This window comes from Pedococcus sp. P2_D7, assembly GCF_056404295.1.
Map to the genome: position 1 here is coordinate 101,458 of NZ_JBFUEH010000007.1, position 19,920 is coordinate 121,377.

Consider the following 19,920-nt stretch of genomic DNA (forward strand, 5'->3'; position numbering starts at 1 on the left):
GTTCTCAAAGTGTAGCCTTCAGGACGCGTGAAGTGTAGCCTGACTGCATGGGCACCCTCGCTGGCACGGCGCGTGAATACCGACCACGTGTGCTCGATGAAGTCCTGAAGCTCCGCTTGCAGTCCGCCGGCGCAGTACTCGTCGAAGGTCCCAAAGCGTGTGGCAAGACGTTCACGGCCGAGCAGTTCACGGCGAGCCAGGTGTACCTCGATACCGATCAGGGGGCCTTGGAGGCGGTCCGTGTCGACCCTGCGCTCGTCCTCAACGGCCACCCTCCTCAGCTCGTCGACGAATGGCAGCTCGAAGCCACCCGCGTCTGGAACCACGTCCGCAGCGAAGTGAACCGGCGCGCTTCCCCAGGCCAGTACGTGCTGACCGGATCAGCCGTGCCCGAAGACGACGCACGGCGCCATACCGGAGCTGGGCGATTCGCCCGTCTCATCATGCGCCCGATGAGTCTGTTCGAGAGCGGGCACTCCAACGGGGCCATGTCCTTGGCAGCCTTGCTCGCCGGTGAGCGGCCCACTGCCACCGCGCCTCTCACTGTCCCCGACATCGCCGAGCTCGTCGTCCGGGGCGGCTGGCCACTCAACCTCAACCTGCCCATCGCTGCCGCCGCGCAGGCCAACGCCGACTACGTGCGCACCATCGCCGAGGTCGACATCTCCCGTGTCGATGGAAGCCGGCGCAACCCCGCCCTCGTCCAGCGACTCCTCCAGGCGCTGGCTCGCAACGTCGCCATGGAGCAGAAGATCGCCAGGCTGGCCGCCGAAGTCGAAGGCGAAGAGGGCACCATCGCGCGCACCACCATCTACGACTTCCTCGATGGGCTGCGACGACTCATGGTCCTGGAGGAGCAGCCGCCGTGGAGCACCCACCTGCGGTCCCGGGCGACCCTGCGCACCGCTAGCCGGACCCACCTGATCGACCCCTCTCTGGCGGCGGCCGCGGTGGGTGCTGGACCGAACCGGCTGCTGGACGACCTGAGCTACCTGGGACTCCTCTTCGAATCCTTGGTCGTCAGGGACGCCCGCGTCTACGCAACCCCACTCGACGCGACCATTCACCACTACCGCGACAGCGACTCCCTCGAGGTCGACATCGTCATCCAGCTTCGGGACGGCGGTTGGGGAGCCTTCGAGGTCAAGCTCGGCGGGGAGCAAGGCGTCAACGACGGAGCGGCTGGTCTGCGCAGGTTCGCCGCCAAGGTCGACACAGACAAGATCGGCAAACCCGCTGTCCTCGGCGTCATCACCGCGGCGGGCGGCTACGGCTACACGCGCGAGGACGGCATCGTCGTCATCCCGATCGGAGCCCTGGGGCCGTAGCGTGGCCTGGTGCCGGCGGCGGAGACCTCTTGCGGCGGACTGGCGACCGGAGCAAGGTGACTTCCATGAACCGTGTCAGCGACGCCGCGGGCCCCTCCTCACCGGAGCAGATCCGCAACGTGGTCCTGGTGGGAGCGAGCGGGGCCGGCAAGACGGCACTGTTCGACCAGCTCGTGGCGGCCCGGATCCCGGGCCGCCGCGCTCGTGAAGGGGGCGACCTCACCGCGACCCAGTCCCTGACGGCCGCCTCGATCCCGAGCGGTGAGGTCACCCTCAACCTGTTCGACACCCCCGGGCACCCCGACTTCATGGGCGACGTGCGGGCCGGGCTGCGCGCCGCCGACGCGGCCATCTTCGTCGTGGCCGCGGCTGACGGCGTGGACGAGCCGACCCGGCTGTTGTGGCGTGAGTGCGAGGTGCTCGGTATGCCGCGCGCCGTCGCCATCACGCGCCTCGAGCAGGCGCGGGCCGACTTCGAGGCGACCGTCGCCGGGTGCCAGCGGGCGTTCGGTGACGCAGAGCCACTGGCCTTGCCGCTGGTGGTCGACGGCGCGGTCACCGGACTGCTGAACCTGTTGCGCCGCAGCGTGACCGAGCAGCGCCCCGGTGGCGGTGAGGCCGACCGGGAGCCCAGCACCGACGAGGGAGAGCTGATCGACGCCCAGCGGGGCGAGCTGATCGAGTCCGTGATCGAGGAGTCCGAGGACGAAGGGCTCCTCGAGCGCTACCTGGGGGGCGAAGAGGTCGACACCGAGGCCGTCTCCGGCGACCTGCGCCTCGCCATCGCGACGGCCCGCTTCTTCCCGATCCTGCCGACCCACGCTCCGAGCGGCATCGGCGTCGGGGCGCTCCTCGAGCTGTGCGAGAGGGGTTTCCCGTCTCCTGTGGGGGCAGCCGTGCCCACGGTCTACACCCCGGCTGGCGGTGACTTCGGCCCGGTCACCTGCGACCCCGCTGGCCCACTCGTGGCCGAGGTCGTGCGCACGACGACCGACCCGTTCGTCGGACGTCAGTCACTCGTGCGGGTGTTCTCCGGCACGCTGCGACCCGACGATCCGGTGCACATCTCCGGTCACCTCCAGCACTTCGCGAGCCACCTCGTGGACGAGCACGCCGACCACGACACCGATGACGAGCGGATCGGACCACTCTCAGCGCCCGTGGGCGACGAGACGCGACCGATCGCCGCCGGGATCGCCGGTGACGTGGTCGTCGTCGCCAAGCTCGCCGGTGCCGAGACCTCGGACACGTTGTCGCGCAAGGACAAGCCGGCCCTCGTCGAGCCCTGGCTGCTGCCCAACCCGTTGCTGCCCGTGGCGATCCACGCCAGGTCGAAGGGCGACGAGGACAAGCTCGCGACCGCGTTGCAACGGGTGGTGGCCGAGGACGTCACGATGCGGCTCGAGCACAACGCCGAGACCCACCAGCTCGTGCTGTGGGCGATGGGCCCGGCGCACGTCGACCAGCTGATCGCCACCCTCGACTCCCGCTACCACGTCCCCGTCGAGGTCGAGCCGGTGCGCACCTCGTTGCGCGAGACCTTCGTCCGGCCCACCAAGGTGCAGGGCCGGCTCGTGAAGCAGTCGGGTGGGCACGGCCAGTACGCCGTCTGTCACCTCGAGATCGAGCCCCTGGAGCGCGGCGCCGGCATCGAGTTCGTCGACAAGGTCGTCGGCGGCGCGGTGCCCCGGAACTTCATCCCCTCCGTGGAGAAGGGCGCCCGGAACCAGCTCGAGAGAGGGGTGCTGGCTGGCTACCCCGTGGTCGACGTGCGGATCACCCTCGTCGACGGCAAGGCCCACTCGGTCGACTCCTCCGACATGGCGTTCCAGACCGCGGCGGGCATGGCGTTGCGTGAGGCGGCCAACGACTCCACGGTCGCCATGCTCGAACCCGTCGACGAGGTGCACATCGAGGTCAGCGACGACGCGGTCGGCGGGGTCCTGGCCGACCTGCGCGGCCGTCGGGGCCAGGTGCACGGCACCGAGCCCTCCGACGTGGGTGGGCGCACCGTCATCCACGCGGAGGTGCCGGCCCACGAGCTCGCCCGCTACCCGGTCGACCTGCGCTCGGTCTCGCACGGCACCGGCACCTTCACCCGCAGCTTCGTCCGCTACGACTACATGCCACCAGCCCTCGCCCGCGAGGTCACTGCCGGCTGACGCCGCGCTCCGTCCACCAGCGGGTCGTGGGTCAGCCGAGGACGCTGAGTGGTGTCTCCGACCGGCCGCGCCGCACGAGGTAGCCGTGCCAGAGCAGCCGCGCCGCGGTCGAACGGTGCGGTCGCCACCTCTCGCCCAGCGCCTCCAGCGCGGCCTGGTCGGGCACGTCGTCGAGCCCCAGTGCCTCGGCCGCAGCAACCTGCAGTGCTCGGTCGCCGACCGGCCAGAGGTCCGGACGGCCCAGGCAGGCGAGCAGGTAGACGTCGGCCGTCCAGCGTCCGATGCCCGGCAGGGCGATGAGCGCTCGTCGCGCCTCGTCGTCGGACAGGGCGACCAGCCCGAGCAGGTCGAGCTCGCCGGTCACGACCGCGGCGGCCAACGCCCGCAGGTAGCGATCCTTCTGGCGGGACACCCCGTCGACCCGCAGGTCGTCCGGCGTGGTCTCGAGCAGGGCTTCGGGCACCATCGTGCCCACGCGCTCGAGCACCTTGCGATACGCCGCGGCCGCCGACGCGAGCGAGACCTGCTGCTCGAGGATGAACAGGACCAGGCTCGCGAAGCCTGGTGGCCGCAGCCACAGCGGAGGTATGCCGTGGGCGGCCACGAGCGCGGCGAGGTCGGCGTCGTGGGCCGCCAGCCCGGCCACGGTGCGCGCGAAGAGTCGGTCGTCCACGAGCGGCGACGCTACCCGAGCGGAACCGAACCAGCCGGGGGTCAGCCGGCGCGTAGTCTGCGGCGCTCGTCGCGCAGGGCCTGGAGCTCGGCCCAGTAGTTCCCGGTTGGGTCGGTGTCGGCGCGCGAGACCTCAGGAGTCCGCCCGGGGGCGGACGGGGTGGGGACCACCCTCAGGTGTGACGGACGCTTCTCGGCCATGACGCACACGGTAGGTGGACCCACTGACAGTCCACGGGGCATACCTCGGACGGACGGGAAGGTGCCACGACCGGATCCCTCATCCGGCAGAGGCGGTCGGCTGACGCGCAGGGTGTCGACGTAGCGTGAGAGCCCGACGGTGAGGAGGTGCGGCTGATGCGGTGGACCAGGCTCGCCGTGCCCCTCCTGGCCGTGTCCGTGCTCGGTGGTGCCGGGCTGGCCGTCGCGGGGTCGAGCGGCACCCCTGCGCCGCCACCCCTCGAACGGCTCGACAAGGTCGTGCTGCTCGGTGACTCCTACTCGGCGGGCAACGGTGCCGGGGGTTACGTCGACGCGTGCTTCCGCACGCCGCTGAGCGCAGGACGCCGGTATGCCGCGCAGGTGCGGGCCGTGGTCGTCGACGTCTCGTGCAGCGGGGCTGTCGTGGCGGACCTGACCCACGCCCGTGACCAGGCCCACCCCGCCCAGGTCGACGTCGTGGACCGCACGGCAGACGTGGTGGTGCTGACCATCGGCGGCAACGACGTCGGCTTCGGGAGCATCGTGCTCCAGTGCTTCCTGTTCGGCACGGGCACTGCCGACGGGGGCTGCGCCGACGGCATCTCCCGCGCGAACCGCCTACTGCCCCAACTGCAGTCCGACCTCACCGTCGCGCTCACGCAGGTGCGCTCGCGGATGCGGCCCGACGCGACCCTCGTCCTGCGCAGCTATCCCCTCCTCGCGCCCGACCGACCGCTGATGGAGCAGGGCGGCTACGACGCGAACCGCGGGATCCGCGCGCTCGGGAAGGCCGGCACGGCGGTGCAGCAACGAGTGGTCGACGCCGTCAGGGCATCAGGCCCCGGGCGTGAGCGCACCTACCTCGACACCTCGGCCGCGACCGTCTTCGCGGGCCACGAGCTCGGCGCCAAGGCCCCGGCCGGCTCGAAGGCAGGCCCGTGGTTCGTCGGGTTCGGCACCAAGGGCGGACGACAGGCGGAGGTCTACCACCCCAACCCGGCCGGCTGGGCCGCCTGGGGCGACTCGCTGACCCGGTTCCTCGCCACCCACACCCCCTGACCCCCCGACTTCTGGCCACTGGTGCCTCAAGACCACTCCGAAACCCGCCCGTTGTGCGACACCGTCGGCCAGAAGTCGCGGGCGGATTGCTCGCTCCGGGTCAGCCGCGAGAGGCTGGCCGCATGCCCGAGGTGTTCGCAGGTCTCGTCGACGTCCATTACGGCTTCATCGACCTCTACTCAGACCCGGACGGCAGTGGCGACGAGTCCGACGACCTGGTCGGGGCGCGCCGCGGTCAGGCCAACGGGCTCGTCGGCGCGCAGGTCCCGCACCAGCTCGGCATGGTGACGGGGCTCCACACCGGCGAGGTCCCCCTGGTCGTCACGTGGAGCGAGGACGCGCCCGAGGTCGACGAGGAGTGGGAGGACGTCGTCGAGGTCTCGGTCGAGCTGTCCACGCCCGACCTGACGATCGCGACCTTCGAGAGCGCCTACGGGTGCACGATCCCCCAGCCCGGGTGGCACCGGGCGCGCTACTGCGTCGCCGGGATGGACGAGGGGCAGGAGCTCGACACCCCGGAGGATGACGAGACCGCGCCCGACCGCTACCTCCTGCAGCTCTGGCCGGCCCCGCCCGAGCCGGACGCCGTCCTCCGCGAGGGCAGCGAGATCGCCGCCTACTGGCACGGCGTCGCCCGCGGCGAGGACTGACCGACAGATCCTGTCATCTGCGGGAACAATCTCCTCCCGCACGAAGTTGAGCGAAGTGAACGCAAGTTTGGCGCTTGGATTTGCCATGTGGCATACCGGCTCCTAACTTGAGTGCAGGCAACTCAACCCCAACGCAACAGGAGATTCACCATGGCACGTGCGGTCGGCATCGACCTCGGTACCACCAACTCGGCCGTCGCCGTCCTCGAGGGCGGGGAGCCGACGATCATCGCCAACGCGGAGGGCGGTCGCACGACCCCGTCCGTCGTGGCGTTCTCCAAGGGCGGTGAGGTGCTGGTCGGCGAGATCGCCAAGCGCCAGGCCGTCACCAACGTCGACCGGACGATCCGTTCCGTCAAGCGCCACATCGGCACCGACTGGAAGTCGCCGGAGATCGACGGCAAGACCTACACCGCGCAGGAGATCAGCGCCCGCATCCTGCAGAAGCTCAAGCGCGACGCCGAGTCCTACCTCGGTGAGGACGTGACCGACGCCGTCATCACCGTCCCCGCGTACTTCGACGACCACGAGCGCCAGGCCACCAAGGAGGCCGGTGAGATCGCCGGCCTCAACGTCCTGCGCATCATCAACGAGCCCACCGCCGCGGCGCTCGCGTACGGCCTCGACAAGGGCAAGGAGGACGAGCTCATCCTCGTCTTCGACCTCGGTGGTGGCACCTTCGACGTGTCCCTCCTCGAGGTCGGCAAGGACCCGGACGACGGCTTCTCGACCATCCAGGTCCGCGCGACCAGCGGTGACAACCAGCTCGGTGGCGACGACTGGGACGAGCGCATCGTCAACCACCTCCTCACCACCGTGAAGAACACCTCGGGTGTCGACCTGTCCAAGGACAAGATCGCGATGCAGCGGCTGCGGGACGCGGCGGAGCAGGCCAAGAAGGAGCTCTCCTCCTCGACCAGCACCAACGTGTCGATGCAGTACCTCTCGATGTCCGAGAACGGCCCGATCCACCTCGAGGAGACGATCAGCCGCGCCCAGTTCGAGCAGCTGACCAAGGACCTGCTCGACCGGACCCGTCAGCCGTTCCAGAACGTCATCAAGGACGCCGGCATCGCGCTGTCCGACATCGACCACGTGGTCCTCGTCGGTGGCTCGACCCGCATGCCCGCCGTGAGCACGCTCGTCAAGGAGCTCACCGGCGGCAAGGAGCCCAACAAGGGCGTCAACCCCGACGAGGTCGTGGCCGTGGGCGCGAGCCTGCAGGCCGGTGTCCTCAAGGGTGAGCGCAAGGACGTCCTGCTCATCGACGTCACGCCGCTGTCGCTCGGCATCGAGACCAAGGGCGGCCTGTTCACCAAGCTCATCGAGCGCAACACGGCCATCCCGACCAAGCGCTCCGAGGTGTTCTCCACTGCCGAGGACAACCAGCCGAGCGTGCTGATCCAGGTCTTCCAGGGCGAGCGTGAGATCGCGCAGCACAACAAGCAGCTGGGCACCTTCGAGCTCAGCGGCATCGCGCCGGCTCCGCGTGGCGTGCCGCAGGTCGAGGTCACCTTCGACATCGACGCCAACGGCATCGTCAACGTGTCCGCCAAGGACCGCGGCACCGGCCAGGAGCAGAAGATCACCATCTCCGGTGGCTCCGCCCTCGCCAAGGAGGACATCGAGCGGATGATCAAGGAGGCCGAGGCCCACGCCGACGAGGACAAGAAGCGTCGCGAGGAGACCGAGGCCCGCAACACCGCCGAGAACCTCGTCTACTCGACCGAGAAGTTCCTGGGCGACAACGCCGACAAGCTCCCGGCCGACGGTCGTGCCGACGTCGACGCTGCCCTCGCGGACCTCAAGGAGGCCCTGAAGCCGGAGTCGGGCGCCACGCCCGAGGACATCTCGGCCAAGACCTCGAAGCTCTCCGAGGAGTCTCAGAAGCTGGGCACCGCGATGTATGCCGCGGCCGCCGAGTCCGAGCAGGCCGGCACCGCTGGTGACGGCGCGGCTCCTGACGACGCCGGCTCCGCCGACCCGGGTGCGTCCGACGACGACGTGGTCGACGCCGAGGTCGTCGAGGACGACGAGGAGAAGAAGTGACCGACCAGGCCCCCACGCCTGACGGTGCCGAGGGGGTGGTGGGCGCCGGCGAGACCGCCCCGCCCACCACCGCCGCGGCGGCCCCGCTGCAGGGGGACATCCTCGACGAGGGTGCCGGCCCGCAGCGCGCCGGTGACGCCACCGAGCCGGCCGGCGAGGAGTCGTCCGACTCGGCCGACCTCCATCCCGACACGGTTCTTGCGGGGGAGCGGCTCGCCGACCTCCAGCGCCTGCAGGCGGAGTACGTCAACTACAAGCGCCGCGTCGACCGTGACCGGGCCGTCGTGCAGGAGCGTGCCGCCCAGTCCGTCATCGAGGCGTTGCTCCCGGTGCTCGACGACATCCACGCGGCGAGGGAGCACGGCGACCTCGCCGACGGACCGTTCGCGGCCATCGCCGACAAGCTGGAGTCCACCCTCGGCAAGTTCGGGCTGGAGCGCTACGGCGTGGCCGGTGAGCAGTTCGACCCGAACCTGCACGAGGCGCTGATGCACACGGCCTGGCCGCAGGACGGTTCGGTGCAACCGACCGACTCGACCACCGTGGTCCAGGTGCTCCAGCCCGGCTACCGCGCCGGCGAGCAGATCCTGCGTGCCGCGCGCGTCGCCGTGGCCGATCCCGAGTGACGGCCGCATCATTCACAGCATGACCCGCGTCCCGTCGGCCGGCCCGTGCCGCGCCACCCGCGCAGGCCGGGCCGACCGGCCGGACGAAGCCAGGACCACGCAGGAAGGAGGGCGCCGACATGGCTAGCCAGGACTGGTTCGAGAAGGACTTCTACGCGATCCTCGGCGTCCCCCAGGACGCCGACGACGCGGCGATCAAGAAGGCCTACCGCAAGCTCGCCCGCACCCACCACCCCGACAAGAACCCCGGGGACACCGCTGCAGAGCAACGGTTCAAGGACATCGGCGAGGCGAACTCGGTGCTGGCCGACCCCGAGAAGCGCCGGGAGTACGACGCCGTCCGCCAGATGGCCCGGGGCGGCGCGCGGTTCACCGCCGGTGGTCCCGGCGGCGGAGCGGGGGGCTTCGACGACGTGTTCTCCTCGATGTTCGGTGGCGGGAGCAGCGGAGGCGGCGCCCGCGTGCGGTACTCGACCGGTGGCGGCGGTGAACCCAACCTCGAGGACATCCTCGGTGGGATGTTCGGAGGAGGCGGCGGCCCGGCATACGGGGGCACGGGTTTCCGCGCTCCCCAGGGACCGCGCAAGGGCGCGGACCTGACCGCGCGCACGAGCCTGCCGTTCCGCGACGCCGTCGAGGGTGCCACCGTCACCCTCAGCACCACCGGTGGCGGCCAGATCACCACCCGGATCCCGCCCGGGGTCAGGGACGGACAGAAGATCCGCCTGCGCGGCAAGGGCCAGCCCGGCGACTCCGGGGCGCCTGCGGGCGACCTCATCCTCACCGTGGCGGTCGAGAAGCACCCGGTCTTCGGCCGGGAGGGCGACAACCTCACCATCGAGCTCCCGGTGACGTTCGCCGAGGCGACCCTCGGCGCCACCGTGGCCGTGCCCACCCTCGACGGCTCGACCGTCAAGGTGCGCGTCGCACCCGGCACACCCAGCGGCCGGGTGCTGCGGATCAAGGGCCGTGGCGTGCCGGTGAAGGACAAGCCGGGTGACCTGATGGCGAAGGTCAGCATCGTGGTGCCGCAGCGGCTGTCCGACGAGGCGATGGCCGCGGTCCAGACCCTGCAGACCCTCGACGAAGGGTTCGACCCGCGGGCAGAGCTCTTCGCCAACGCGAGGCGGTGACCGGTCGTGGACGACCCCCGCTCGTTCTCGCCTGACGACGACGCCCCGATCTTCGTCATCTCGGTCGCGGCCACCTTGGCCGGCATGCACGCGCAGACCTTGCGGCAGTACGACCGCCTCGGCCTGGTCAGCCCGTCGCGGACCCGCGGTGGGGGACGGCGCTACTCCGGGCGCGACGTCGCGATGCTGAGGGAGGTCCAGCGCCTGTCCCAGGAGGAGGGCGTCAGCCTCGCCGGCATCCAGCGCATCCTGGAGCTCGAGAACGAGGTGGCTGCCCTGCGCGGTCGGGTGCTCGAGCTCACCGACGAGCTGGAACGCTCGCGGCGCTCGTCCCAGGCGCGGTCGGCCTCCCGGGTGTTCGCCGTCGGTCCGACGGGTGACGTGATCGCGGTGCGGGCCGGGCAGCGGCCCCGGATGCAGCGCTCGCAGGCCTTGGTGGTCTGGCGCCCGAGCCAACCCTGACCCACACCGGTTGGCCCGCGGCATCCGCATTCCCACATCCCCGCTTCCCGGCATGCCAAGAGCCCCCACTCGCAGCAGGGTGGGGGCTCTCGGCATGCACCGGCGCTTGGGGGAGTGGCCGGGCAGGTCAGGCGGACACCTCGTCGCGCAGCGGCGCGGTGGCCAGGAGTGCCCGGTAGTCCTCGATCTGCAGCTCGCGCAGCAGCGCGGCGTAGACCTCAGGGCTGACGCGGAACTTGCTGCCGTTCTCGAGGTGCCGGATGTAGGACGGGTCCACCTCCACGGCCGCGGCGAGGTCAGCCACCGCACGACCCCTGGCCCGACGGATGACTCGCAGTGCGTAGCCGTGCACCTCGATCACGTGGTTTGGGGGTGTTTCCCTAGGCATGGCCATGAACATAGTCAGGAACGGCTGGTCCGGCAAGAGTTCTGCACAGGTGTCACCAGAATGCGGCGTGATCGCGTCGGCTGCCCCGGGTGTCGCCTCACACCGTGGCGGAGCCGACGGTCTTGGCGGGCCGATCCGTGACTGAGCAGGACTAGAAGTGACTGGGTGTGACTGGCAAGATGCGCAGCATGAATCGTGAGCAGCTCGAACGCCTCGGCCAACGCGTCGAACGGGCCCGTCTCGGCCACGGGTGGAGCAAGGAGCAGGCGGCCAGGGAGGCGCGCATCTCCTCCATCACGTGGAAGCGCGTGGAGGACGGGCTCGGGGTCCAGGACGTCAAGCGAGCCAAGGTGCTCGAGGTGCTCGGGTTGGACGACCGCGGTGAGCCTGTCGGTGGGCCGGCGCAGGATGGGGGCTACGTGACCGCCCCGGGTCAGCGGGTCCGGTCCGGGGTCAGCGACGAGGAGGTCCTCGCGCTGATCGACGACGTGAGGAGCAGGCTTGACGCCATCGAGCGACGCATCCGGGGTACCTGACCCCTGGGCGGTGCTGCGCGAGATGCGCGACGTGGTGCTGGTGCGACAGCCCATCGCCGAGCCCGGTCGCTATTACCACGGCCGTCGGGCGATCGTGCTGCGCTCCGGTCGCAGCCTCGAGGAGGAGCGCTGCTCCCTGTGGCACGAGCTGGTCCACGCGGAGCGGGGCGACGTCGAGTGCAGCGGCTGGACGGCTTCGGCCACCGAGCGCAGGGTGGAGCGCGAGGCGGCCCGACGGGCGATGCCCCTCGACGTCATGGAACGACGGCTCTCCCTCGCCACCGACTGGGACGACTTCGTCTGGCACATGAAGGTGCCCGAGCGGTGGGTGCGGTTCCGGCTCACCCACGCCGCCCCGGCCGAGCGGGCCCGGTTGCGGCGCGCCTGCCGGTGGGCCGACTGACGCCGCCCCGCGGCATACTCGTCCTGTGAGTGAGCACCTGCTGGTCTTCCCCGACCGTGAGACCGCCGACGACGTGGCCGCCGAGCTGGCCCACGAGGGGTTCTCCGAGGTCCGCGTCGTGCGGGAGGCGTTGGCCGGGGAGGACGACTCCGAGGACCACGAGTGGGCCGTCCACGTCGTCGAGGAGATGGTCGCCGACGAGTCCGGACCGGTCGAGTCCGGGCTGCGTGACCGGTTCAGCGCCCTCGCCGAGGAGCATGGCGGCTGGTACGACCCCGACCCGGCCACCCCTGCCTGACCGCACCTGCGGCCCCGCGCGCCCCGCGCGCCCCGCGCGGGACGCTCAGGAGACCCTGCGCCTCCACGCCTGTGGCCAGGAGTCGCGCTGCTCAGGGGGCGAGCAGGTCGACCACGGCCTCGCCACTGGCCCACGACGCGCCGTACGTGACCACGTGGGTCGTGCCCTGAGGCGGTGACCATCCGGGCCACCCGGTGTCGATGACGACTGAGTCGGGTCGGGCGCGCACGATCTGCTGGACGAGGGAGCCCATCCACCGGTGCCGGTGCGGGTCACGCACCACGACCCACACCGGGCGTCCGACGGCCGCGGCCAGTCCGGCGGGAACGCCCGCGGCGTCGGTGATCCGCAGCGGTGAGAGCCCGGGCCACCTGCGCGCGACCGCCGTCGTGAGGCCAGAGGGGGTGTCGTCGCCCACGGCTCGGTGAGCCGCTCAAGGGGGGAGGCGCCCCGACTCGACGGCACCCACGAGTGCCGCGGCCACGGTGTCCACGGTCTCGGCGTCGGCGAGTCCTCCGCCGATGCACAACGCGTCGACGCCGGCCAGGACCGCCTGGACCGCCCCCTCCGCGACCCCGAGCGGCCCCGCGACGGCGCCCATCTCGTGGCCGTCCGAGAGCGCCAGGCCGCTGAAGCCGAGTCCGTCGCGCAGGAGGCCGGTCATGATCGCGGGCACCAGCGTGGCGGGACGGGGATCGATGCCCTGCCGTCGCCGAGGCAGTCGCGAGCATCGCGCCGGTGCACCCCAAGGTCGTGCCGACGGGGGTGGCCGACGCCCCGGTGCTGCGCGGAGGGCACCTGGTGGCGCTCGACGCGGTCCGCCAGTTCGTCGCGGCAGGCTGAGCTCCGTCGGGCCCGCTGCGCGCCGGCGTCCGCACTCACACTCGCCGACCCCACGGTATGCCGTGGGGTCACCGTCCGCGATGCGCAGCGGACCACGGATGGCCGGCAGGATCAGCTGCCGGCCACCCGCATGGAGGAGCTCGGGGCTACCGGCCCCAGGCGCCGAGGTGCTGCGCGCCGGCTGGCTGGCCGATGAGCGTGGCGATGCTGCTGGGCAGAGGCGCTGCCACAGAACCGGCCTGCCCCTGAGCGGTACCGGTCAGTGCGCCGGTGGTGCTGACGACCACAGAGCCGTCGTAGTCCAGGCTGGTGGCGTCCTGCCCGGTCCCGGACTGGAATGCGTCCAGGGTCCCGAAGACGTACGGGTTGACGGCCTCCGCGCCGCGGCTCCAGACGGTGAGCCACCCGGGGGTGGTTGCCGAAGCCCGGTTGAACACGTTGCCGTTGCTCGTCACGCCCATCTGCGCAGCGGTGCGGGTGTGGGTGTAGTCCTCGACGCACAGCACGCAGTTGGCGTTGCCGTTGGGCAGCCCGATCACGTTGTTGCGCACGGTAACCGGTCCCACGAGCCAGGTCATCTCCGGGTCGTTGGGGTAACGGTAGTCATCACCGTAGGACGTGTTCGCCGGGGTCCGGGAGTCCTGCACGATGTTGATCGGCCGGGCGTTCCGGACCACCGTGTTGTTGTAGATGTCCACAGTGCTGATGTTGTTCACCTTGATGCCCTCGGCGCCGTTCCCGATGATCAGGTTGTTGGCCACGGTGCCCCGTGCCGAGATCTCCAGGAAGACGCCGGTGGCGGTGTTGTTGTCGAGGTTGCTGTTCAGGATCTTGGTGTCGTACACCGACACGTCAGACCAGTACCCGTGGCCGAGGTTGTCGGAGATGCTCGAGTCGATCACCGTGACGCCTCGCGAGCGGCCGGCCTTCATGCCGCCGGACACGGGTGCGCTGTTGAACTCCTCCCAGTTGTTGCCGTCGAACCGGCTCGCCACGACGCGAATCCGGTCGGCCGTCGCGGCGTGGACACCGAGCAGACCGGCGCGCAGCACACTGGTGTGGTCGATGACCACGTCGGAGGCGATGACGCCCAGGCCGATCGTCGCGCTGTCCTCGATGCGGACCTGCTCGAGCCGTACCTTGGGCTGCTCGACCGTCACGGCGCCAATCTGCCAGATGCTCGGTGCGTAGCGGCGCACGCCGATGCCGCGGATGGTCGTGCCTGAGGCGCGCACGTTCAGGGCCTTGGCGAGCGTGGCCGCCCGCACGTCGCGGCCGGACGGGTTGGTGCCGATGTAGAGCTGCGACGTCGACTCGTCGAGGAAGAAGGTGCCGGCCACGACGGCCGACCTCGAGGCGACCTGGCGCAGCTGGCTTCCGTCGACGAAGACCTGGTCGGGGTGGGCCGCCATCGGGTGGGCCGGGTTGACGTACTGCCAGCCCGGCGAGGTGCCGTCGGTGTCGCCCTTGCTGAAGCCGACGCTGGCGTCGAAGCGAGTCGTCCAGCCGTCGACCCGCCAGGCCGAACCGTCCTGCACCCAGCCTTCGACGGCGCTGGTGCCGTCGAGCCAGGCGGCCTCGCCCGGATAGTTCTGCAGGGTGACGCCCCGCGAGATCGTGACCGTCTCGTGGTAGCTGCCGCCCCGGAGGACGACCGTTCCACCATCAGGCGCCAGGGCCAGGGCACGGGCGATCGTCCGCACGGGGGCGCCGGTGGTGCCGGCTGCCGCGTCGTCGCCGCTCGGCGAAGCCACGACCGCACCTGCGGGGACGGCATAGGTGGCGGTGCCGACCGCCGCGGCGCCCGCGCTGTCAGCGGCGCGGCCACCCGCCGGCGCGGGGGCCGTGGTGGTCGTGGGGCTGCTGGTCGCGGTGCTCGACGGGGTCGTGGTGCTCGTCGTCGATGACACCACCGGCCCCGTGGAGGTGGCGGTCTGGGTCGCCGTGGGGGTCGCCGTGGCCGTCGAGGTGGCCGTCGAGGTGGCCGTCGAGGTGGCGAGGCTGCGGTGCGGCTTGGGCGGCTTGGTCTTGCTCGTCGGGCTGCTCGGGTCGGTCCAGGTTCCGGCAAGGGCGGGAGTGGTGACCGTGAGGGCCAGGGCCGCGCAGCCGGCGACCAGGAGAGGTCGGCTGAGGGTGATGCGTCGGGGTGCGCGGTGTCGGGGGCTCGAGTGTCGGGGGGCTGAGTGTCGGGGGGCTGAGTGTCGGGGGTGTGGCGTCGGGGCCGGGGGCCGGGTCACGAGGTGGAGTGTCCTTCCAGGTCTTCCCTGCGAGGTCGTCCCTGCAAGCGGCGGACGTTATCAGTTTGTGATGTACGGGGACGAATTCTCGGCGTGTCGTTGGTTCTCTCGGCGTGTCGCAGTGCCGCACGAGGGCTGACACGGCAGTGCCGGCGCTCGTGCGGCCGTTGCGGCGGGAGACTCAGCGCCCCCAGGCGCCCAGCCACTTGGAGCCGGCGGTCTGGCCCGACAAGGTGGCGAGGGAGGACGGGAGGCCGACGGCGACGGTGCCCGCCTTGGCCTGCGCTGCGCCGGACAGGTGCCCGGTGGACGAGACGGCGTAGAACCCGTCGTACGCGAGGCTGGACTTGTCCTGACCCGTGCCCGAACGGTGCGCCGCAAGCGTGCCGTAGACGGCCGGGTTGACGTTGGTCGCGCCCCGGCTCCAGACCGTCAGCCAGTCGGGGTCGGCGGTGTCAGCGCGGTTGAACACGTTGCCGTTGCTCGTGACGCCCATCTGTGCGGCCGTCCGCGTGTGGGTGTAGTCCTCGACGCACAGCACGCAGTTGGCGCGGGTGTTGGGGATGCCGAGGACGTTGTTGCGGACCGTCACGGGTCCGACCAGCCACGTCATCTCGGGATCGTTCGGATAGCGCGTGTCGTCGCCGTAGGAGGTGTTGGCCTTGGTGCGCGAGTCCTGGACGATGTTGATCGGTCGGGCGTTGCGGAGCACCGTGTTGTTGTAGATCAGCACGGTGCTCGTGTTGTTGATCTTGATGCCCTCGGCGCCGTTGCCGTCGATGAGGTTGTTGACCACGGTCCCCCGGGCCGAGATCTCGAGGAAGATGCCCGTGGCCGAGTTCTTGATGAAGTTGCTGTTGACCAGCTTGGTGTCGTAGACCGACACGTCCGACCAGTAGCCGTGGCCGAGGTTGCTCGAGATCGAGCTGTCCTTGACCAGTACGCCGCGCGACCGCCCGGCCTTCATGCCGCCGGAGACGGGCGCGCTGTTGAACCGCTCCCAGTTGTTGCCGTCCAGCCGGCTGCGGAGCACCTGGATGCGGTCGGCTGTCGCGGCGTGCAGGCCGAGGAGGCCGGCGCGCAGGACGCTGGTGCGGTTGATGACCGCGTCCGACGCGATGACGCCGAGGCCGATGGTGGCCGAGTCCTGGATGACCACGTTCTCGATGCGGACACTCGGGCTCTCGACCGTGACCGCCCCGATGTGCCAGATGCTCGGCCCGTAGTTGCGGATGCCGATGCCCCGGACGACGGTGCCGGCGGCACGGATGCTCATCGCCTTGGCGAGGGTGGTGCCGCGGACGCTGCGACCCGTGGGGTCGCTGCCGAGGTAGAGCTTGGACGTGGCGGTGTCGAGGAAGAACTTGCCGGCCGCGACGGCGGCGCGAGAGGCGACCTGGCGCTGCTGCACGCCACTGATGAAGACCTGGTCGGGGTGGGCAGCCATCGGGTACGCGGGGTTGACGTACTGCCAACCCGGACCGGTGCCGTCCTTGTCACCCTTGCTGAACCCGACGCTCGCGTCGAACCGCGGCGTCCACTTGTCGTGCCGCCAGGTGACGCCGTCCTTGACCCAGCCGGTGACACCGACCGAGCCGTCGAGCCAGGCGGCTTCCTTCGGGTAGTTCTGGATCGTCACCTTCTTGGTGACCGTGACGGTCTCGTGGTAGGTGCCCTTGCGCAGGACCACGGTGCCGCCGGACGGGGCGAGGGCGATCGCGCGGGCGATGGTGCGCACCGGCTTCGTGGCCGTGCCGCTGTAGGAGTCACTCCCGGCGGTCGACACGAAGACGGCGCCTGAGGGGATGGCGTACCCGGCGCTGCCGATGGCCAGGGAGCCTGCGGTGTCGGCGGTGCGGGTGGTGGTGGTCGCCGCGGAGGCGGGGACGATGGTCCCCAGTCCAGCCGTGGCGGCGAGGGGGACACAGAGGGCCAGGGCAGCGAAGCGATGGGCTGCCGAACCGCGGTCAGCGCGGTGGCGGGGGGCATACCGAGGCAGGGCCGATGGCCTGTTCACGAAAGGTCCTTCCGGGGGGTAAGTCCCTGCAAGCGGAGGACGATACATGAGCTCATACACAAGAACTAATCCATCTGCATGAGTACGCGCGGCGTTTTTTGAAGTATCAACCGATCGGCTGATGGGTCCCCAGCACGAGGTTGAGTGGAATACACTCAACTTTGGACCGGTTGTCCTGAGGGAACCCCACCCGAACTCATCCACCGAGGAGTAGACGCACGCATGGAGCTGAAGCCCACCGCCAAGGTGGCCGAGGCGCTCGCGCTGGCTCAGCGAGCCGCCCAGAGCGCCGGCCACCCCGAGATCACCCCCGACCACCTCACGAGCGCCATCGTGCAGCTCGACACGGCGCAGGCCGACACCCTGCTGGCAGCTGCCGGCACCGGCGCCGCTCACGTGCTCGGCCAAGCCGATGCCCGGCTGCGCTCCCTGCCGAAGACCTCCGGCGCGACGCAGCCGCCGACCTTCGGTCGTGAGGCGCTGGCCGTCCTCCAGCAGGCCGACACCCTCATGCGCGCCAAGGGCGACACCTACCTCGCCCTCGACCTGCTGCTGCTCGCCCTCGCCGAGACCGGCCACCTGGCCGCCGTCGAGAAGCGTGGGGCCAAGGACCTTGAGGCCAAGATCGAGGCGACCCGCGGTGGCCGCAGCGTGACCAGCGAGACCCCGGTCGAGGGAGGCGAGGCGCTCGCGACCTACGGCACCGACCTGACCCAGGCCGCGCGGGACGGCCGACTCGACCCGGTGATCGGGCGCGACTCCGAGATCAGGCGGGTCGTGCAGGTGCTGTCCCGTCGCACCAAGAACAACCCCGTCCTCATCGGCGAGCCCGGTGTCGGCAAGACCGCCGTGGTCGAGGGACTGGCGCAGCGGATCGTCGACGGCGACGTGCCGGAGTCGCTGCGCGACAAGCGGCTGATCAGCCTGGACCTCGGCGCGATGGTCGCCGGGGCGAAGTACCGCGGCGAGTTCGAGGAGCGCCTCAAGGCGGTCCTCGAGGAGATCAGGGACAGCAACGGGCAGGTCGTCACCTTCATCGACGAGCTGCACACCGTCGTCGGGGCCGGGGCCACCGGCGAGGGCGCGATGGACGCCGGCAACATGCTCAAGCCGCTGCTGGCGCGCGGCGAGCTGCGGTTGGTCGGGGCGACCACCCTCGACGAGTACCGCCAGCACATCGAGAAGGACGCCGCCCTCGAGCGGCGCTTCCAGCAGGTCTTCGTCGGCGAGCCCTCGGTCGAGGACACCGTCGCTATCCTGCGCGGGCTCAAGGAGCGCTACGAGGCGCACCACAAGGTGGAGATCGAGGACGCCGCCCTGGTGGCCGCGGCGTCCCTCTCGGACCGCTACATCAGTGGTCGCCAGCTCCCCGACAAGGCGATCGACCTCGTCGACGAGGCCGCCTCGCGGTTGCGGATGGAGATCGACTCGAGCCCGGTCGAGATCGATGAGCTCCGACGTGCCGTCGACCGGCTCAAGATGGAGGAGCTCCACCTCGAGCGCGAGACCGACGACGCCTCGGTGGAGCGGCTCGCCCGGCTCCGCGAGGACCTGGCCAACCGGTCGGAGGAGCTGGCCGCCCTCAACGCCCGCTGGGAGTCGGAGAAGAGCGGCCTCAACCGGGTCGGTGACCTCAAGACCCAGATCGACGAGGCCAGGACCAGGCTGGAGAAGGCCCGCCGCGAGTATGACTTCGAGACCGCGAGCCGGATCGAGTTCGGCGAGATCCCCGAGCTGGAGAAGGCGCTGGCGCAAGCCAACGAGGACGAGGTGGCCAGCGGGCTGCGCAACGGCGACCTGATGGTCAAGGAGCGGGTCGGCGCCGACGACATCGCCGAGGTCATCTCGGCGTGGACCGGCATCCCGGCCGGTCGCCTCCTGCAGGGCGAGACCGAGAAGCTGCTCTCGATGGAGTCGATCATCGGCTCGCGGCTGATCGGGCAGTCGACCGCCGTCGCGGCGGTCTCCGACGCCGTCCGTCGGTCCCGTGCGGGGCTGGCCGACCCCAACCGGCCGACCGGGTCGTTCCTGTTCCTCGGACCGACCGGTGTCGGCAAGACCGAGCTCGCCAAGTCGTTGGCCGACTTCCTCTTCGACGACGAGCGCGCCATGGTGCGCCTCGACATGAGCGAGTATGCCGAGCGGCACGCGGTCGCGCGCCTCATCGGAGCTCCTCCGGGCTACGTCGGCTACGAGGAGGGCGGTCAGCTCACCGAAGCCGTCCGCCGTCGTCCCTACTCGGTGGTGCTGCTCGACGAGGTCGAGAAGGCGCACCCGGAGACCTTCGACATCCTGCTGCAGGTGCTCGACGACGGCAGGCTCACGGACGGCCAGGGTCGGACCGTCGACTTCCGGAACGTCATCCTGGTCATGACCAGCAACCTGGGCAGCCAGTTCCTGGTCGACCCGACGATGGAGGACTCGGCCCGGCGCGATGCGGTCATGGGGGTCGTGCGGGCCAGCTTCAAGCCCGAGTTCCTCAACCGGCTCGACGAGATCGTCATCTTCGACGCCCTCACGTCTGCCGAGCTGGCCCACATCGTCGAGCTCCAGGTCCGCGAGCTGGCCACCCGGCTGGTCGACCGCCGGATCACCCTCGAGGTCACCGAGGCCGCGCGGGAGTGGCTGGCGATCACCGGCTACGACCCGGCCTACGGCGCGCGCCCGTTGCGCCGGCTGGTCCAGAAGGAGATCGGCGACCGGTTGGCCAAGGGCGTGCTCGGCGGTCAGGTGCGTGACGGTGACACGGTGACGGTCGACCTCGACGAGACCGCGGACACCCTCGTCCTGCGCTGACCGGGTCGGGTGCCTGGGCCGCGGCGCTGGTGACGTCTCAGGCGCCCGACCTGCGGTTCG

Annotated in this window: 19 protein-coding genes; 12 read left to right on the forward strand and 7 right to left on the reverse strand. The window is 70.7% G+C overall.

Annotated elements, in window-relative coordinates:
- Positions 1-47: 47 nt before the first annotated feature.
- Together AC1DWJ_RS17130 and AC1DWJ_RS17135 are read left to right on the forward strand one after the other, a co-directional pair.
- The gene (locus tag AC1DWJ_RS17130) at positions 48-1,328 is read left to right on the forward strand and encodes an ATP-binding protein (RefSeq protein ID WP_477621466.1); all 1,281 of its coding nucleotides are present in this window, start codon (positions 48-50) and stop codon (positions 1,326-1,328) included.
- 65 nt (positions 1,329-1,393) lie between these two features.
- Positions 1,394-3,490 carry an elongation factor G-like protein EF-G2 gene (locus AC1DWJ_RS17135; protein ID WP_457254982.1) on the forward strand — a complete coding sequence of 699 codons (2,097 nt, stop codon included), beginning with the start codon at positions 1,394-1,396 and terminating at the stop codon, positions 3,488-3,490.
- A gap of 31 nt (positions 3,491-3,521) precedes the next feature.
- On the opposite strand, the gene AC1DWJ_RS17140 is transcribed toward AC1DWJ_RS17135, so the two are convergent.
- Both AC1DWJ_RS17140 and AC1DWJ_RS17145 read right to left on the reverse strand, forming a co-directional pair.
- Positions 3,522-4,163: a DNA-3-methyladenine glycosylase family protein gene (locus tag AC1DWJ_RS17140; RefSeq protein WP_457254983.1), complete on the reverse strand. Its 642-nt coding sequence runs from the start codon at positions 4,161-4,163 to the stop codon at positions 3,522-3,524.
- A gap of 41 nt (positions 4,164-4,204) precedes the next feature.
- Positions 4,205-4,363 (reverse strand): hypothetical protein, encoded by a 159-nt coding sequence (locus AC1DWJ_RS17145; RefSeq protein ID WP_457254984.1) that lies wholly within the window; start codon positions 4,361-4,363, stop codon positions 4,205-4,207.
- A gap of 156 nt (positions 4,364-4,519) precedes the next feature.
- Between AC1DWJ_RS17145 and AC1DWJ_RS17150 the strand changes: the two genes are divergently transcribed.
- The 6 genes from AC1DWJ_RS17150 to AC1DWJ_RS17175 all read left to right on the forward strand — a co-directional run bounded on the left by AC1DWJ_RS17150 (position 4,520) and on the right by AC1DWJ_RS17175 (position 10,342).
- On the forward strand, positions 4,520-5,422 hold the full coding sequence (locus AC1DWJ_RS17150) for an SGNH/GDSL hydrolase family protein (protein ID WP_457254986.1): 903 nt from the start codon (positions 4,520-4,522) through the stop codon (positions 5,420-5,422).
- A 122-nt stretch (positions 5,423-5,544) separates the two neighbouring features.
- Positions 5,545-6,072: a hypothetical protein gene (locus AC1DWJ_RS17155; protein WP_457254987.1), complete on the forward strand. Its 528-nt coding sequence runs from the start codon at positions 5,545-5,547 to the stop codon at positions 6,070-6,072.
- Between the two features lie 150 nt (positions 6,073-6,222).
- A complete protein-coding gene (dnaK, locus tag AC1DWJ_RS17160; protein ID WP_457254989.1) occupies positions 6,223-8,121 on the forward strand; it encodes a molecular chaperone DnaK in 1,899 nt (632 codons plus the stop codon).
- Positions 8,118-8,747, forward strand: coding sequence for a nucleotide exchange factor GrpE (grpE, locus tag AC1DWJ_RS17165; RefSeq protein ID WP_477621467.1), 630 nt, complete (start codon positions 8,118-8,120; stop codon positions 8,745-8,747). Before dnaK ends, grpE begins: the two co-directional genes overlap by 4 nt.
- Before the next feature lie 119 nt (positions 8,748-8,866).
- Positions 8,867-9,880: a DnaJ C-terminal domain-containing protein gene (locus tag AC1DWJ_RS17170; RefSeq protein ID WP_477621468.1), complete on the forward strand. Its 1,014-nt coding sequence runs from the start codon at positions 8,867-8,869 to the stop codon at positions 9,878-9,880.
- A gap of 6 nt (positions 9,881-9,886) precedes the next feature.
- Positions 9,887-10,342 (forward strand): heat shock protein transcriptional repressor HspR, encoded by a 456-nt coding sequence (locus AC1DWJ_RS17175; protein ID WP_477621469.1) that lies wholly within the window; start codon positions 9,887-9,889, stop codon positions 10,340-10,342.
- A gap of 127 nt (positions 10,343-10,469) precedes the next feature.
- Here the strand turns inward: AC1DWJ_RS17175 and AC1DWJ_RS17180 are convergent, their stop codons facing one another.
- The gene (locus AC1DWJ_RS17180) at positions 10,470-10,742 is read right to left on the reverse strand and encodes a helix-turn-helix domain-containing protein (RefSeq protein WP_457254993.1); all 273 of its coding nucleotides are present in this window, start codon (positions 10,740-10,742) and stop codon (positions 10,470-10,472) included.
- Positions 10,743-10,918: 176 nt separating this feature from the next.
- Here AC1DWJ_RS17180 and AC1DWJ_RS17185 point away from each other — a divergent pair, with 176 nt between their 5' ends.
- From AC1DWJ_RS17185 to AC1DWJ_RS17195, 3 genes are read left to right on the forward strand one after another with little or no spacing between them, the layout of a single operon-like run.
- Positions 10,919-11,266 (forward strand): helix-turn-helix domain-containing protein, encoded by a 348-nt coding sequence (locus AC1DWJ_RS17185; RefSeq protein WP_457254995.1) that lies wholly within the window; start codon positions 10,919-10,921, stop codon positions 11,264-11,266.
- Positions 11,232-11,669, forward strand: coding sequence for an ImmA/IrrE family metallo-endopeptidase (locus tag AC1DWJ_RS17190; RefSeq protein WP_457254996.1), 438 nt, complete (start codon positions 11,232-11,234; stop codon positions 11,667-11,669). The genes AC1DWJ_RS17185 and AC1DWJ_RS17190 overlap by 35 nt, the downstream gene beginning before the upstream one ends.
- A 25-nt stretch (positions 11,670-11,694) precedes the next feature.
- Positions 11,695-11,967, forward strand: a complete 273-nt coding sequence (locus AC1DWJ_RS17195; protein WP_057376376.1) for a ribonuclease E inhibitor RraB — start codon at positions 11,695-11,697, stop codon at positions 11,965-11,967.
- A 91-nt stretch (positions 11,968-12,058) separates the two neighbouring features.
- Here the strand turns inward: AC1DWJ_RS17195 and AC1DWJ_RS17200 are convergent, their stop codons facing one another.
- The 4 genes from AC1DWJ_RS17200 to AC1DWJ_RS17215 all read right to left on the reverse strand — a co-directional run bounded on the left by AC1DWJ_RS17200 (position 12,059) and on the right by AC1DWJ_RS17215 (position 17,064).
- Complete coding sequence (locus AC1DWJ_RS17200) at positions 12,059-12,385, reverse strand: hypothetical protein (protein WP_457254997.1); 327 nt, start codon at positions 12,383-12,385, stop codon at positions 12,059-12,061.
- A gap of 15 nt (positions 12,386-12,400) precedes the next feature.
- Positions 12,401-12,688, reverse strand: a complete 288-nt coding sequence (locus AC1DWJ_RS17205; RefSeq protein WP_457255191.1) for a glycoside hydrolase family 3 N-terminal domain-containing protein — start codon at positions 12,686-12,688, stop codon at positions 12,401-12,403.
- 268 nt (positions 12,689-12,956) lie between these two features.
- Entirely contained in the window at positions 12,957-15,047 is a 2,091-nt protein-coding gene (locus AC1DWJ_RS17210) for a right-handed parallel beta-helix repeat-containing protein (protein WP_477621470.1), read from the reverse strand.
- A 181-nt stretch (positions 15,048-15,228) separates the two neighbouring features.
- Positions 15,229-17,064: a right-handed parallel beta-helix repeat-containing protein gene (locus tag AC1DWJ_RS17215; RefSeq protein WP_477621471.1), complete on the reverse strand. Its 1,836-nt coding sequence runs from the start codon at positions 17,062-17,064 to the stop codon at positions 15,229-15,231.
- Between the two features lie 222 nt (positions 17,065-17,286).
- On the opposite strand from AC1DWJ_RS17215, the gene clpB reads away from it, so the two are divergent.
- Positions 17,287-19,860, forward strand: coding sequence for an ATP-dependent chaperone ClpB (clpB, locus tag AC1DWJ_RS17220; RefSeq protein WP_477621472.1), 2,574 nt, complete (start codon positions 17,287-17,289; stop codon positions 19,858-19,860).
- Positions 19,861-19,920: the final 60 nt, after the last annotated feature.